At 63.7% G+C, this 13,012-nt stretch carries 14 protein-coding genes; 9 read left to right on the top strand and 5 right to left on the bottom strand.

The features are described from left to right. Positions 1–26 precede the first annotated feature (26 nt). Together KCX59_RS06190 and KCX59_RS06185 are read left to right on the top strand one after the other, a co-directional pair. The gene (locus tag KCX59_RS06190) at positions 27–1,973 is read left to right on the top strand and encodes a DUF222 domain-containing protein (protein WP_434122633.1); all 1,947 of its coding nucleotides are present in this window, start codon (positions 27–29) and stop codon (positions 1,971–1,973) included. A gap of 55 nt (positions 1,974–2,028) precedes the next feature. Then, a complete protein-coding gene (locus KCX59_RS06185) occupies positions 2,029–2,781 on the top strand; it encodes an ArsR/SmtB family transcription factor (protein ID WP_179018181.1) in 753 nt (250 codons plus the stop codon). Positions 2,782–2,863: 82 nt separating this feature from the next. Here the strand turns inward: KCX59_RS06185 and KCX59_RS06180 are convergent, their stop codons facing one another. Both KCX59_RS06180 and KCX59_RS06175 read right to left on the bottom strand, forming a co-directional pair. Next, positions 2,864–3,856 carry a nucleoside hydrolase gene (locus KCX59_RS06180; protein WP_179018180.1) on the bottom strand — a complete coding sequence of 331 codons (993 nt, stop codon included), beginning with the start codon at positions 3,854–3,856 and terminating at the stop codon, positions 2,864–2,866. 97 nt (positions 3,857–3,953) lie between these two features. Next, positions 3,954–5,426 (bottom strand): MFS transporter, encoded by a 1,473-nt coding sequence (locus KCX59_RS06175; RefSeq protein WP_179018179.1) that lies wholly within the window; start codon positions 5,424–5,426, stop codon positions 3,954–3,956. A 134-nt stretch (positions 5,427–5,560) separates the two neighbouring features. Here KCX59_RS06175 and KCX59_RS06170 point away from each other — a divergent pair, with 134 nt between their 5' ends. The 4 genes from KCX59_RS06170 to KCX59_RS06155 are packed head-to-tail and all read left to right on the top strand — an operon-like array spanning position 5,561 to position 7,975. Continuing rightward, complete coding sequence (locus KCX59_RS06170; protein ID WP_179018178.1) at positions 5,561–6,334, top strand: GntR family transcriptional regulator; 774 nt, start codon at positions 5,561–5,563, stop codon at positions 6,332–6,334. Positions 6,335–6,371: 37 nt separating this feature from the next. Beyond that, on the top strand, positions 6,372–7,265 hold the full coding sequence (locus KCX59_RS06165) for a ribokinase (RefSeq protein ID WP_179018177.1): 894 nt from the start codon (positions 6,372–6,374) through the stop codon (positions 7,263–7,265). 54 nt (positions 7,266–7,319) lie between these two features. Then, a complete protein-coding gene (locus KCX59_RS06160) occupies positions 7,320–7,586 on the top strand; it encodes a type II toxin-antitoxin system Phd/YefM family antitoxin (RefSeq protein WP_179018176.1) in 267 nt (88 codons plus the stop codon). Between the two features lie 26 nt (positions 7,587–7,612). Beyond that, positions 7,613–7,975, top strand: coding sequence for a VapC toxin family PIN domain ribonuclease (locus KCX59_RS06155; protein ID WP_218649488.1), 363 nt, complete (start codon positions 7,613–7,615; stop codon positions 7,973–7,975). 7 nt (positions 7,976–7,982) lie between these two features. On the opposite strand, the gene KCX59_RS06150 is transcribed toward KCX59_RS06155, so the two are convergent. The 3 genes from KCX59_RS06150 to KCX59_RS06140 all read right to left on the bottom strand — a co-directional run bounded on the left by KCX59_RS06150 (position 7,983) and on the right by KCX59_RS06140 (position 10,465). After that, positions 7,983–8,267, bottom strand: a complete 285-nt coding sequence (locus KCX59_RS06150; protein WP_091465875.1) for an acylphosphatase — start codon at positions 8,265–8,267, stop codon at positions 7,983–7,985. Between the two features lie 94 nt (positions 8,268–8,361). After that, complete coding sequence (locus KCX59_RS06145) at positions 8,362–9,288, bottom strand: pullulanase X25 domain-containing protein (protein ID WP_179018174.1); 927 nt, start codon at positions 9,286–9,288, stop codon at positions 8,362–8,364. Positions 9,289–9,433: 145 nt separating this feature from the next. Next, on the bottom strand, positions 9,434–10,465 hold the full coding sequence (locus KCX59_RS06140) for an adenosine deaminase (protein ID WP_178994401.1): 1,032 nt from the start codon (positions 10,463–10,465) through the stop codon (positions 9,434–9,436). 83 nt (positions 10,466–10,548) lie between these two features. Between KCX59_RS06140 and KCX59_RS06135 the strand changes: the two genes are divergently transcribed. The 3 genes from KCX59_RS06135 to KCX59_RS06125 all read left to right on the top strand — a co-directional run bounded on the left by KCX59_RS06135 (position 10,549) and on the right by KCX59_RS06125 (position 12,988). Beyond that, positions 10,549–11,463 (top strand): MSMEG_6728 family protein, encoded by a 915-nt coding sequence (locus KCX59_RS06135; RefSeq protein ID WP_091465870.1) that lies wholly within the window; start codon positions 10,549–10,551, stop codon positions 11,461–11,463. Positions 11,464–11,597: 134 nt separating this feature from the next. Further along, a complete protein-coding gene (locus KCX59_RS06130) occupies positions 11,598–11,960 on the top strand; it encodes a DUF1622 domain-containing protein (protein ID WP_178994399.1) in 363 nt (120 codons plus the stop codon). Further along, the gene (locus KCX59_RS06125) at positions 11,957–12,988 is read left to right on the top strand and encodes an alpha/beta hydrolase (protein ID WP_179018173.1); all 1,032 of its coding nucleotides are present in this window, start codon (positions 11,957–11,959) and stop codon (positions 12,986–12,988) included. Before KCX59_RS06130 ends, KCX59_RS06125 begins: the two co-directional genes overlap by 4 nt. Positions 12,989–13,012 lie beyond the last annotated feature (24 nt).

Genomic DNA, 13,012 nt, shown 5'->3' with positions numbered 1-13,012 from the left:
TCAGAGCCCCATGACAGGGTTGGTTCATGGGAGCAATCGGGCAGGTGGTGGCACGGCGGGCGGGTTCGCCGGGTGCCGATGCCCTGCTGCGTCAGCGGTCCCTAGGGTCCGCGAGTGTCCCTGTCCGGACGGCCACGTTAAGGGGTTCGACGGCGGCCGACACTCTCGCGGGTAGCCCTCGAGGCGCTGGGCTGCTTCCCGGATTGGAGTCATTGAGCGGCTTACCGGAGTTCAGCACCGGTGACGGCGTGAAATCCTTGGATGCTGTGCCTGGTTTGCCTTTAGTCTTGGCGGCCGACATCAAGCGCAGAGCAAGTCTGATCGAAGGCGGCCGGCCTTCACCAGGTGCTGTGGGCGAGCCGCTTGAGCAGGCGAGCGAAGCCTTGGGGTCGCTTCGTGAATCCGTAGTCGATGAGGCGCGGTTGTTTGGTTTTGTTGAGGCTGCCGACTTTGCGGGCAGGGTCGAGGAGATCTCCCGGTCGTTGGAGTACTTGCAGGTCGTCGCGGCGCAGGCGGTGGAACGGACCCGGAAAGAAGCACAGCAAGCGTCGCCGGGGGCGTCCGCGTTCGGGGCCGGGCCGGGATGGCGGACTGGGTGGACTGAACCAGAGACAGCATCCGACGTCGGGCCAGGATCCGACGTGGGGCCAGGATCCGTTGGTGAACCACGCTCCATTAGCGCAGGAGCTTCCGTGCGCGGGGCCGGTTCCGTGATCGGTCCAGGGCCAGTAACTGAGGCCGCCGGCTCAGTGAGCCCTTTGGATGACGGGTACCGGACTGCCGCGGAGTTCCTTCGGGCCCGGTTGCGGATCAGCATCGGGGAAGCCCGGCGCAGGCTCGCCCTCGCGGCCGATGTCCTGCCCCAGACGGGAATGGCCGGGCAACAGATCCCGGCCCGACGCGAAGTGCTGGCCGACGCCCTCTCCTCAGCCCTGGTACCGTCCCGGTCCGCGACGATCATCAGCACCGCCCTGGACACCGTCCGGCAACTCACCGATGAGGACACCATCACCCGGATGGAACACGCCCTCACCACCACCGCGATGGAATCCGACCCGGACTTCGTCACCAAAATGACCAAACGCTGGACCGACGTCATCGACCAGGACGGTGCCGAACCATCCGAGGAAGTTCTCCGCCAACTCCAAGGCGCGTTCCTCCGCCGCCGACGCCGCCACGGACTCCACCACCTCGAAATCTTCGCCACCGCCGAACAATACGAAACCCTCACCACCGCCATGAACACCGCCACCAACCCACGACTCACCACCGGCAACAATCCCACCGACGACAAGCCCAGCGGACCGGACCTGGACCGCCGCAGCCGGGCCCAGAAACTCCTCAACGGCCTCGTCGGAGCCTGCGCCCTGGCGATGACCACCGGGAAACTGCCCTCCAACGGCGGACTCCGACCCCAACTCACCGTCACCATCGACCACCGCGACCTCTTCGAACAACTCACCCACAACACACGACCTAGCAACCACAGCAACACCGGCACCCACGGCGACCACGGCAACACCGGAGCGGCCCTGAATCCACTCAGCACCGGCACAGCAACCTTCACCGGCCCCATCCACCCGAACACCATCCGCAAAATCGCCTGCGACGCCGACATCATCCCCGTCCTCCTCGGAACCGACTCCCGCGTCCTGGACATCGGCCGCACCACCCGGATCTTCCCACCCCACATCCGCAAAGCCATCACCGCCCGCGATGGCGGCTGCGCCTTCCCCGACTGCACCATCCCCGCACCCTGGTGCGAAGCCCACCACACCACCTACTGGTCCCACGGCGGCACCACATCAACCAACAACGGCACCCTGCTCTGCAGCCACCACCACCACCTCATCCACAAAGAACAATGGCGCATCGACATCACAACCGGGGTCCCCTGGTTCATCCCCCCACCCCACCTCGACCCCCAACAAACACCACGACGCAACCACCACCACACACCCCAGAGAACATAGAGGCCCAACAGAAAATCCATTGACATGTGACCAATTGGTCACCTATTCTGAGCCCATGGACGTAGTGTTCAAGGCCTTGGCAGACTCGACCCGCAGGGAACTGCTGGATGAGCTGTTCCGCGAGGACGGTCAGTCTGCCTCCGCCTTGGGGGCCCGGTTCGAGATGACCCGCTTCGGTATCGCCAAGCACCTCAAGTTGTTGGAGGATGCGGGCTTGGTGGTCACCCGCCGTCGGGGGCGCGAAAAGCTGCACTTCCTGAATCCGGTTCCCATCCGCCTCATCCACGATCGATGGGTGAGCAAATACGCAGAACCATGGGCCGCTGCCCTCAGCGACCTCAAATCCAGATTGGAAAGTCCCATGGAAAAGATCTTCGAAATTTACATCAAGACCACCCCGGAGCGGCTCTGGGAAGCCATAACCAACAGCGAGATCCGCAGCAAATACCAGTTCGGAAACACCTTCACCTCGGACTGGACCCCGGGCAGCCGCTTCGAGATGCACAACGTCAAGGCGGACTCGCCACTCGGCGAGGGCGAAAACATCGAAGTGGATCCCCCACGTCGGCTCGTCCAAACCATGCGTGCGCTCTGGGGCGAGGATGTGAAGGCCGAGGGAACGTCGCGGATCACCTGGGAAATCGAGCCCGTCGGCGACTCATGCCACCTCACTTTGACGCACGATCAGCTCCGCGAAGGCGCGAACGACCAACTGTACGGCGGCTGGCCCATGATCCTCTCGGGCCTCAAAACCTGGCTGGAAACCGGCGAAACCCTTACCACGCCCGGCTCGCTCATGTACGCGTAATCGCCAGAGAACTACAGCTTAAAGAGGGCGACGACGGCGGGCCGCTGCCGCCGTCGTCGCCGATACCTCAGTCTTCCGCCAGTCAGGCGACCGGTGCCACCGCTTGTGCCTCAGTAAGCCAGGCCGCCTGCATGGTACCCAGCAGGTGTGGCGCGAAGTCCTCGCCGATCTCCAGCACCACTCGGCAATGTGCGCCGCGCTGCGCCGGGAATCCCGCGTACTGGCCACGGAGATCGCAGACCGTCTGGCCGCGGCCAGGTCCGTCGGTGGTATCCACCTGGACCCGGACGGTCGGTGCCAGTGCGAGTTCCACACCCCTGACAGCGATGGCCGCAGCAAGGGGATCGTGCATCGCCGAGCAAGCCCGACCGAAGATGTCGACGTAGAAGCCGAAGTAGTAACCAAGCATTTCGCCGAGTGCCTGCGAGACCGGGTGCTCGGTGGCGAGCAATTCCTGGCGGTGGTTTTCCTCCAGGACGTTAGTCATGGTGACATCCAACGGCACCAGCGTCACGTTCCAGTCGGCGGCCAGGACTTCGGCGGCAGCCTCAGGATCGTTGGCGATGTTGGCCTCGGCAACAGGCGTGATGTTTCCCGGGGCCAACGCTGCGCCGCCCATGATGGTGACCTCGGCGATCAGCTCAGGCAGTTTCGGTTCCAGGCGCAGGGCTTCGGCGATGTTGGTCAACGGGCCAATGGCCACAAGGCGAAGCTCCCCCGCATATTTGTGCGCCAATTGAACCAGCAGCTCCGCGGCCGTGGCGTTGACGGGCTCACGGTCCGACGGGACCAGATCTACCCCGCCGATGCCGTTATCACCGTGGACGTGCGGAGCGCCGCCGTGAAAAGTGCCAACCTGAGGATCGTGGGCGCCGATAGCCACGGGAATGTCCGGGTGGCCGGCCAAGTTCAGCAGGTCCAGGGTATTCCGTGCCCCGCCTGCCGCGCTGACGTTGCCGCTCACGGTGCCAATGCCCACGAGGTCCGCCCGAGGGGAGGCGAGGAGGTAGGCCAAGGCGAGGGCGTCGTCGATGCCGGTATCGCAGTCAAGGAAGAAGGGGGCGGGCTGGGTCATTTTGGTCTCTCGTTTCAGGTGAAGCGGACTGCTTGTTGTGCGGAGTGGGCTGAAGCTGCGGTGAGTTGCAAGCGCAGCCGCGTGTCGGCGTCGTACGTTAGATCTTTTCGCCCTTGGGGGCCGCGATGAACAGGCTGACGATGAAGGCAAGCGCCGTGATGGACACCGAAATCCAGAGGGCCGCCGAGTATCCGGCTGCGGTGCCCTGGCCTGCGAACGGTGCAACGACCACGACGCCAAGGCTCGCCCCGATGCCGAAGGAAGCACCGTTGATGCCCGGCAGCGCGGCCGGCGCTTCCTTTGGCGAGAGCAGCACGGACAGGCCGTTGATGGCAGTGAGGAAGAAGCCGTTGTAGAAGATGCCCAGAGCGGCGATGGCGATGAGCACTGCTACCTGGTTGTGGGCGAATAGCGCCGCGACGATTGCGCAGGCGAGGCTGGTTGCCGTGCCGACGCGGACGGTCTTGATCCAGCCGCGGCGGTCGGCGATCCACCCGGCGAGCGGAGCCGCGAACACTCCAATGAGTGCCGCGGGTGTGAGGAACAGCAAGGCAGCGACCGAAGCCGACAATCCGAAGCCGTTTTCCTTGTCCTGGCTCAGCAACACCACAGTGAAGTTGATGATGGCGAAGATGCCCGCGAGCGTCAGCACGGTGGTGGCGATGACGGGCCACACCTGACGTGAACGGAGGTGGTGAACGGCCACAAGAGGGGTTTCGCGCTTCTTCTCGATGAGCCAGAAGGCCGTGAAGGACGCGATGCTGCCGGCAAGCAGGCCAAGGGCTGCCGGTGAGGTCCAACCCGCCGAAGAGCCCGTGGACACGAAATAGGTGATGAACACCAGGAACACGGACAGCGAGCCTGCGCCCCACCAGTCCATCCGGCCGGGAGCAACGGCGGACCTGCCACTCGGGACCACTTTAATGACACACACGACGGCGATTGCGGCCAGTACCAGGACGGCGACGAAGATCGACTGGAAGCCAAGGGTCTCAGCCATGAGTCCGCCGAAGTAGCCATCCACGCCGCCAACCCCACCGTTGATGGCAGCGATGATGCCGATGGATGTTCCGAAGAGTCGGGCAGGCAGGTACTCGTTCAGGACGATGTAGGAGAGCGCAAAGATGGCGCTGGAAACACCCTGCATGAAGCGGCCGGTGACCAGCAACGGCAGGGTGGGTGCGAAGATGCAGAGCACGGTTCCCGCGCCCATGATGGCCAGCACCAGGAGGAGTGCGTTACGGCGTCCGATGAAATCGCTCCAGCGGCCGATCACGGGCCCAGCGATGGCGCCGGCGAGGAAGAACATCGACTGCACTTGGGCCACGGCTTCGGGCGTTTCGCCGAAGAAGGAGCCGATGTGTGGCAGTGCCGGGGTGATCATGCTGGCGTTGAGCTGGAATGCCAGCACCGCCAGGACCAGCGTAGTGATGAGCAGCGCGGCTGCCTTGCCGTGGAAGCGGCCTTCGTCTGCGGCTGCTTCAGTTGATGTCACCTGTGATGGAGACTGCCGGTCAACAGGTTGGGGATCTACAGACCGCGGGTCAACCGCGGTATTGGGGATGTTCACATCAAACTCCTTTGTCCGAGGGCGCGGGCAGCGCCACGAGATGTGAGTTGTTATACAAGCATGTATTACGAGCTTGTGCAACCTATCACATTCATCCGGTACAGTATCCGTAACCCATCTCAAGTGAGGCACCCTTGACCGACAACGCCGTCCAGTTCCTGTCGCGACCCATCGCCGCCCAACCCGGGCAACCTTTGCGCGTCGCGGCCTACTCCCGCATCGCCGAAGCGATCCGGACCAAAATCCTGCCGCCGGGTTCCCTGCTCCCCACGGAGACGGAGCTGGGCAGCATGATGGACGTCAGCCGTACCGTGATCCGGGAAGCGCTGATGCTGCTGGAAGAAGATGGCCTCACCCGGGCACGACGCGGAGTTGGCCGGTTTGTTGCCGATTCGCTCCCCCGCATCGGCATTGAACACATTCGACCGTTCGATCAGCTTCTTGGCGGGCCGGACCAGGACATCCAGGTCAAACGGGTAGCCGCAATCAAGCAACCGGCATCGGAATTCGTGGCGCCAGGCATTGGTGTCCAGCCTGACGAGGACGTGTGGTTCTGGGAAAGTGTGCTCATCCGGAACGGTGAGCCCCTGGCGCATCTCCAGGAGAACGTCGCCCAGGAAATCCCCGAAGCCGAGGCCCTGGCCGAAGCTGCAGAAGCTCCCACGCTTTCCGCGTCAACGCTCTTGGAAGTCCTCAGCGGGCTGCCCGGCACGACCCTTGGCCCCGGCGAATGCCAGATCAGCCTGAGCACCGCCGGCCTTAGCCGCGCGAAGTTGCTGGGCCTCCGCCCCTCCGATCCCGTGCTGGTCCTCACCCAATACGTCCGCCGGAATGGTTCTCCGTTCTATCTCGCCAAATGCCTGGTGGCCGCCAAGGCCGGGCACCTCTCCGTCATCCAGTCCTCCTGAAATCTCCCCTCCGCCAGCATCCCGAAAGGGTTCTCCCATGAGCACGTCCTTGCAGTCCCCTGCGCCCAAATTGGCCCCCACGCTCACGGTGGTGGGCAGCATTAACCTCGACATCACGGCGACAGCCAACCGACTCCCTTCGCCCGGTGAAACCGTTGGCGGAGGCGTTCTCCGCCAACAACCCGGCGGGAAGGGCGCCAACCAGGCTGTTGCTGCGGCCCGACTCACCGGACACTCCCGCATGGTGGGGGCCGTAGGCCAGGACGACGCCGGCGCCAGCCTTCTCAGCGCGATGTCGGCCGCCGGTGTCGACGTTCAGGACGTATCCCGGGCGGATGCTGCCACTGGAACCGCCCTGGTGCTGGTAGACGGTGGGGGCGAGAACCAGATAGTGGTGTGCCCCGGCGCCAACGCTTCGGTGAGCCTGGAGGGTGTTAAGTTCGCTGACGACGAGGCCATCCTGTGCCAACTCGAAGTGGACCAGGAGGTTGTGCTGGAAGCCGCACGCCAGACCAAGGGGTTCTTTGTCCTGAACGCTGCCCCTGCTGCACCGATCATTCCCGAGCTCTTGGAACGTTGCGACCTGGTGATCGTGAACGAGACAGAGTACCAACTGATCCCGGCCCTCCGCGACGCTCCGCTGGTTGCAGTGACCTACGGGGGCGAGGGTTCGGCGATCTTCGTCGACGGCGAACGGGTGGCCGGGGCTCCAGCGGTGAGAGTCACCGACATTGCCAACACCATCGGTGCCGGGGACGCCTTCTGCGCCGCGCTGGTCCTGGCGCTCCAGTCCGGACTTGAGTACACGCATGCCTTGTCAGTAGCCAACGCCGTTGGTGCCGACGCTGTCAGGGACAGCTCCTCGCAGCCTGCGCTGCAGCCGCTGGAGCACTACGTCGAGGCGACGCGGACCGCAGCTCAGCCTGCCTGACCAGCGGAAACGCTGCGGGCGCGCAGGATGCTACGATTGCTACGGAGGCCGATCATGACAACTATTCCGCACCGGGAACTGCGTAATCAGAGCAGTAAGATTCTGGAACGCGTCAAAAATGGGGAAGTCATCGACGTCACCAACAACGGCGAGGTGGCGGCAACCCTCATTCCACCGTCGGCTTCGCCCTTTGAGCGTCTACTCCAAGCAGGTAGCGTCCGGCCGGCAAGCGAGACACCTGTGGACTTCACAATCCTGCCTCGCATCAGCAGCGACATGACTACAGCCGATATCCTGGCCGATCTGCGCGGCGACAGGTGATCGTTTACGTTGACACTTCCGCCGCCATGAAGTTGGTAGTCGGCGAACGGGAGTCAGCCGCCGCTGCTGCCTACTTGGTGGAGATAGCAGCCTCCGGAGCACACCTCGTGGCTTCCATGCTCCTCTACACGGAACTGCACTGCGCAGCTCGTCGGAGGAATTTGCCGTTCGACGTCGTCAACGCCGTTTTGGCCGGAATCAACTTGGTTGACGTGGCCCGCTCAGACCTCATGTACGCAGCGGCACTCCCGAGACAGTTGAGGAGTGCGGACGCTACTCACTTGGCGGCAGCCATTCGACTGCAGACCGACAGGCTGGTCGCTTACGACCACGAGCTGCTCCTCGCCGCTACCGAATCAGGGCTCACCACAGCATCGCCCGGGGCCTAGCAAGGGCTTAGCCCACAATGCGGAAGTCGTCGAACTCCCCGGTTGCTTCGGAAACCTCAAAGTCAACGTTGTCCACGCGCCCAGGTGCCCGGGTGGAGTGGAGCCATGAGGTGAGCTGACTGACCTCGGATGGCTCCCCCTCAGCGACCAACAGCACCGAGCCGTCGTGGTCGTTTCGGACTGTTCCCTTCAACATGAGCTCGTCAGCTTTACGGGCCGTCCAGTAGCGGAACCCGACCCCTTGGACCACTCCGGTGATGCGGGCTGTGAGGCGAAGGGTTTCGTCAGTCATGGAACCACCTTAACGAGACCTGCCCTCATTCGTGCCACTCACCGTACAACGGGACGTGGGACGAACAAGGGCAGGTTTCGAGCCGGAAATAGACCTAGCCGACCACAATGTCCCGCGTCGCGTGGCTGTACGTGATGGTGACCGGACCGCCGTCGTGGTTCAACTCGTGGTTCGCGCCATCACGGGCGCCGAACGCACCGTAGTTCTCGTCCCATGAACGGTTCAGCGCGATCTTGTAGGTGTAAAAGGCGGCAGGCAGCTCAGCCGTCAGCGTCCACACCTGGACCAGCGGGTTGAAATCCATCTGGGCTTCGTCGTACTGCGGCGCCCAATCCTCGGGTGCTCCCAGGATTTTATTGAAGTCCCCGGCGATCGCCACGGCGTCAGGCTGTGGCAGGGTCTCGACGGCGGAGGCGGCTGCTGCTTTCGCCGGCGCCTTGCGCGTGGACTTCTTCGCGGTGGACTTCGTCGCGGACGGTGCAGCCGCGGCGGAGGAAGCCTTGGCTGTTGCAGCTTTGGCCTTCGGCGCGGAGACCTTGGCGGCAGCGACCTTCGGCTCAGCTACATCAGCGGCCGCGACTTTAGGCTCCGTGGCCTTCTTCGCAGCGGCGCGCTTGGTTGCAGCTGTCTTCTTGGCTTGCGGCTTCACAGGCGGGGCCGTCGGAACGGCAACGTCGGCCGGTACCGGAGTGCCGGCGTCGAGCGCTGCTCCAAATGCCTGCGCGTCCGGGAAGGCCACTGTCGCACGCAGGCCGTCCTCCGGAATGGTCCAACCCGAGCGGCCCTTGACCAGCCAGCCAGCCTTGACCAGCTTCGCCGAGGCGGACGTCAGGGTCTTGTGGCCGCGAGGAATGCCGCCACTGAGAAGTTCAGCCTCGTGGTCATTGAAAGGTACTCGGACGATCGCTTCGGCCAGCACCTCGCCGGCGTTCAACGTGGCCCCGGACCATACGCTCTCAGCGAGGATGTCCAGTACGGCCTTCAGACGAAGGTTGGTGTTCTCGGCGGTATTCGCGCCCATGCTTCTCCTTCAACGGTGGATACTCCCTAGAAGTTTGCCAATGAATTGTTAATTCCCGCGACTGCGGAAGGTAAACACCGTGTGTCGTGACTGAGTGTGACATCACAGACGCCGCAAGTGATCCACGGGTCTCGGCTGCCGTGCCTTAAGCGGGTGTCACGGATGCCTTGACCCACTCCGTGACCTCGTCCAACAGCACCGCCTTGCGGGCGTCACTGGCAAAGGAGGACCGGATGGAGTTGGCAGCCAAGGTGGCCTGCTCCGGAACCGAGAACTCCAGGACCTTGACCAGTTGCTCGAAGTTGTCGTCCACGTAACCGCCAAAGTAAGCGGGGTCGTCCGAATTCACGCAAACGTTCAGCCCAATCGCCAACATCTCGGGCAAGGGGTGGTCAGCCAGCTTATCCACGGCGCGGAGCCGGACATTGGAGAGCGGGCAGACGGTCAAAGGAACCTGCTCAGCGACGAGTCGTTGCACTACATCCGTGTCTTCCATGCAGCGGATGCCGTGATCGATCCGTTCCACGTGAAGTACGTCCAAGGCCTCGGTGATGTAGGAGGCAGGTCCTTCCTCGCCCGCGTGCGCGATCCTCCGCAAACCGGCCTCGCTGGCGCGCTGGTACAGGCGCTCGAATTTCGACGGCGGATTGCCCACCTCCGCGGAGTCCAAACCGATCCCGGCGATCGGAGCGTGCATTGCCAGGAGCTGGTCCAGCACCTCAAGAGCCGAGTCCTCCGACATGTCGCGCAGGAACGCAGCGATGAGGAGGGTGGAGACACCAAAATCTTCCACGGAGGTGGCCAGTGCGTTGGCCACACCATTGACGCAGGTTTCCAGGGCCACGCCCCGGGAGGTGTGGGCCTGGGGGTCCATCATGATTTCCGCGTGGCGCACTCCCCCGGCCGCAGCCCGCTTCAGGTAGGCGCGCGTCATGTCAGTGAAGTCCTGCTCGGTCTGCAGGACGGCCATGTTGGCGTAGTAGAGGTCCAGGAAAGACTGCAGGTCAGTGAACTCGTACTTTTCCCGGAGTTCCTCGATGTCTTCGTATGGCAGTTCGATGCCGTTTCGTTCGGCCAGGGCAAAGATCAGCTCTGGCTGGAGAGTCCCTTCGATGTGCAGGTGCAGTTCGGCAACCGGAGGCGCCGTGGTCGTAGTTTTCTCGCCAAAAGTTTCCACCCGACAACTCTAGGCCCCAACACCGGCACGTGTCCCGGAGCACTCAACTTGGTTCTTACGCCCGGCACCCTCAAACTGAAAGGATGCAGACTTTCCTCCCTTTCGCCGATTTCCGTGAGAGTGCCGCGGCGCTCGACACTTCAAGGCTCGGCAAACAGCGCGTCGAAGCCCTTCAGGTTCTCCGCGCGTTGGTGATCCCGGAGTACGGTTGGCAGTCCCACCCCGCCGTGCGCATGTGGATGGGCCACGTCCCCGCGCTCACCATGTACGGCCTGGCCATGGCCGACGAGTGGATTGCGCGCGGCCACCCGGACAACACGCGCACCAACATCACGGAGTTCGCGCCACAGGCGGCCCACCCTGACTACGCCTCCAGGATCGTCATGCCGCCGTGGCTCGGACACGAGGACCTGCACCTCAGCCACCGCTCCAAGCTGATTTCCAAGGATCCCAAGCACTACTCCCTGATCTTCCCCGGCACCGAGGAAAAGCTCGAGTACGTGTGGCCGGAACCCAAGCACGAGTTCCACCCGGAGGACCCGGAAGAGGATCGCCTGCTGATCCTGCGCGCCAACGTGGAGGACCTCCGTCCGGAGCAGCTCACCACCGTCGCCATGCCGCCGCACGGCAAGGCCCGTGCCGCTGCCCCGGCAGACCCCGACGAGTACCAGTTCGTGTACGCGGAGGAAAAGTCCCGCCGTCAGGTTAAGGGCCCGAAGAAGCGGCCCGTCAAGCAGCAAGAGAAGAAGCCCACGCGCAAGCGCCAAGCCCAGGAACAGGCGTTCAACACCCTGCCCGGCAAGACCGAACTTGCTGTTCCCTTCGACGGTGGCCAAACCTTCGCTGTTGGCCTGATCCAGGGCCGACCCATCACTGTTGACGGCCGGTTCGCGCGCAACTTCGAGGTCACCAAGGTTATCAAGCGCACCGACTTCGACTACCCCGCACTGCTTCAGGATCCCCGGGTGTTCTTCCCGGTCCCGGCGCCGGCGCTGTAGCGGCACCTTTCACCAACGCCCGACGGCGGCAGCCAGGTTCTTCTGAACGGAACCCGGCTGCCGCCGTCGTTGTTTGCTGCGTGCGGCGATGGCTCTATGAGACGGTGGAGGCACGCACCTAGGCAGGGAGGGCCATGGATTTCCAGCACGTCATCGAAGAAGTCGGCCGGTACATGGACTTCGCGGGGGTGGCAGTCATGGTGATCGGGGCCTTGGTGTCCGTCCCTTTGGCCCTGCGAGGGTATCAACCAAAACGCGCCCAAGGCCTCGCCCCCTTCTCTCCGTACCGCTCATACCGGCAGCTGCTGGGCAGGTCCATCCTGCTGGGGCTCGAACTCCTGGTGGCCGCCGATATCATCCGGACCGTCGCCGTGACCCCTACCTTTGAGAGCGTCGGCGTCCTGGCCATCATTGTGCTGATCCGTACCTTCCTCAGCTTCTCCCTCGAGCTCGAAATAACGGGCCGCTGGCCGTGGCAGAAGGAAAAAAACTCATGACGCAGCCGTGGACCCCGGACATTCTTGGCGAGGGATTTGAGCAACAAACGCTAAAGCTCGACGGCGGCGCTACCGCCACCTTGGTGCGGTACCTCGGGGTCGCCCCGGAGTGGCTCGCGGTCTCCGGCGAAATTCCCGACGACGCTGGAATCGACGCCGACGTCCTGTACGTCCACGGCTGGTCCGACTACTTCTTTCAAAAGCATGTGGCCGAGTTCTGGCATCGGGCAGGCGCTCGCTTCTACGCCCTGGACCTGCATAATTATGGTCGCAGCCTAAGCCCTGGAATGGTGCCGGGCTTCGTCACCAACCTCGCGGACTACGACGCCGACATCGAAGCAGCGCTTTCAGCCATGGGCCGCTCTGGTGTTTCGGGCGTGGACCGGCCGCTCATCCTGTTGGGACACTCCACCGGTGGGCTCACCCTCAGCCTGTGGGCCGCCCGCCATCCCGGCATCGCGTCGGCTGTGATCCTCAACAGCCCTTGGCTGGAATTCCAGGCGACCGAACTCGGGAGGCGGGCGATCGCACCCCTCGTGGGACTCCACGCCCGTCTTCACCCCTTGACGCCGCTGCCACCAGTAGATCCGGGCATCTACACCCGGGCCGTATCAGCCACTCTTGACGGCGAATGGGACTACAACCTCGAGTGGCGGCCTGACCGCGGATTCCCTATCACTCCGGCCTTCCTCGACGCCGTGTTTCGTGGCCAGGCAACCGTCGCAGCAGGTTTGGGCATCGAAGTTCCGGTACTCGTGTTGCTCTCGGACAAGAGCTATCTCCAACCAAAGTGGTCCGCCGACGCGCTCACCGCTGACGTGGCACTCAACGTCGACGCCGTGGCCCACCGCGCGTTGTCCCTGGCGGACACCGTCACGGTGAGCCGGCTGCCGAACGCGTTCCACGACATTTTCCTGTCGCCGGAACCGGTCAGGCGCCAGGCGTTCGAACGTATCGGGCGCTGGCTACCGATGGCTCTGCAAGCTTCGAACGCAGAGGCGTGGGAGGCCCGGACCGCGGGTTTGTAGGCGTCCGCTCACGAATCCGGCCCG

Origin of the sequence: Paenarthrobacter nitroguajacolicus (genome assembly GCF_051027655.1) — a bacterium.
Classification (GTDB): Bacteria; Actinomycetota; Actinomycetes; order Actinomycetales; family Micrococcaceae; genus Arthrobacter; species Arthrobacter nitroguajacolicus.
This window is presented reverse-complemented; position numbering and strand designations above follow the sequence as displayed.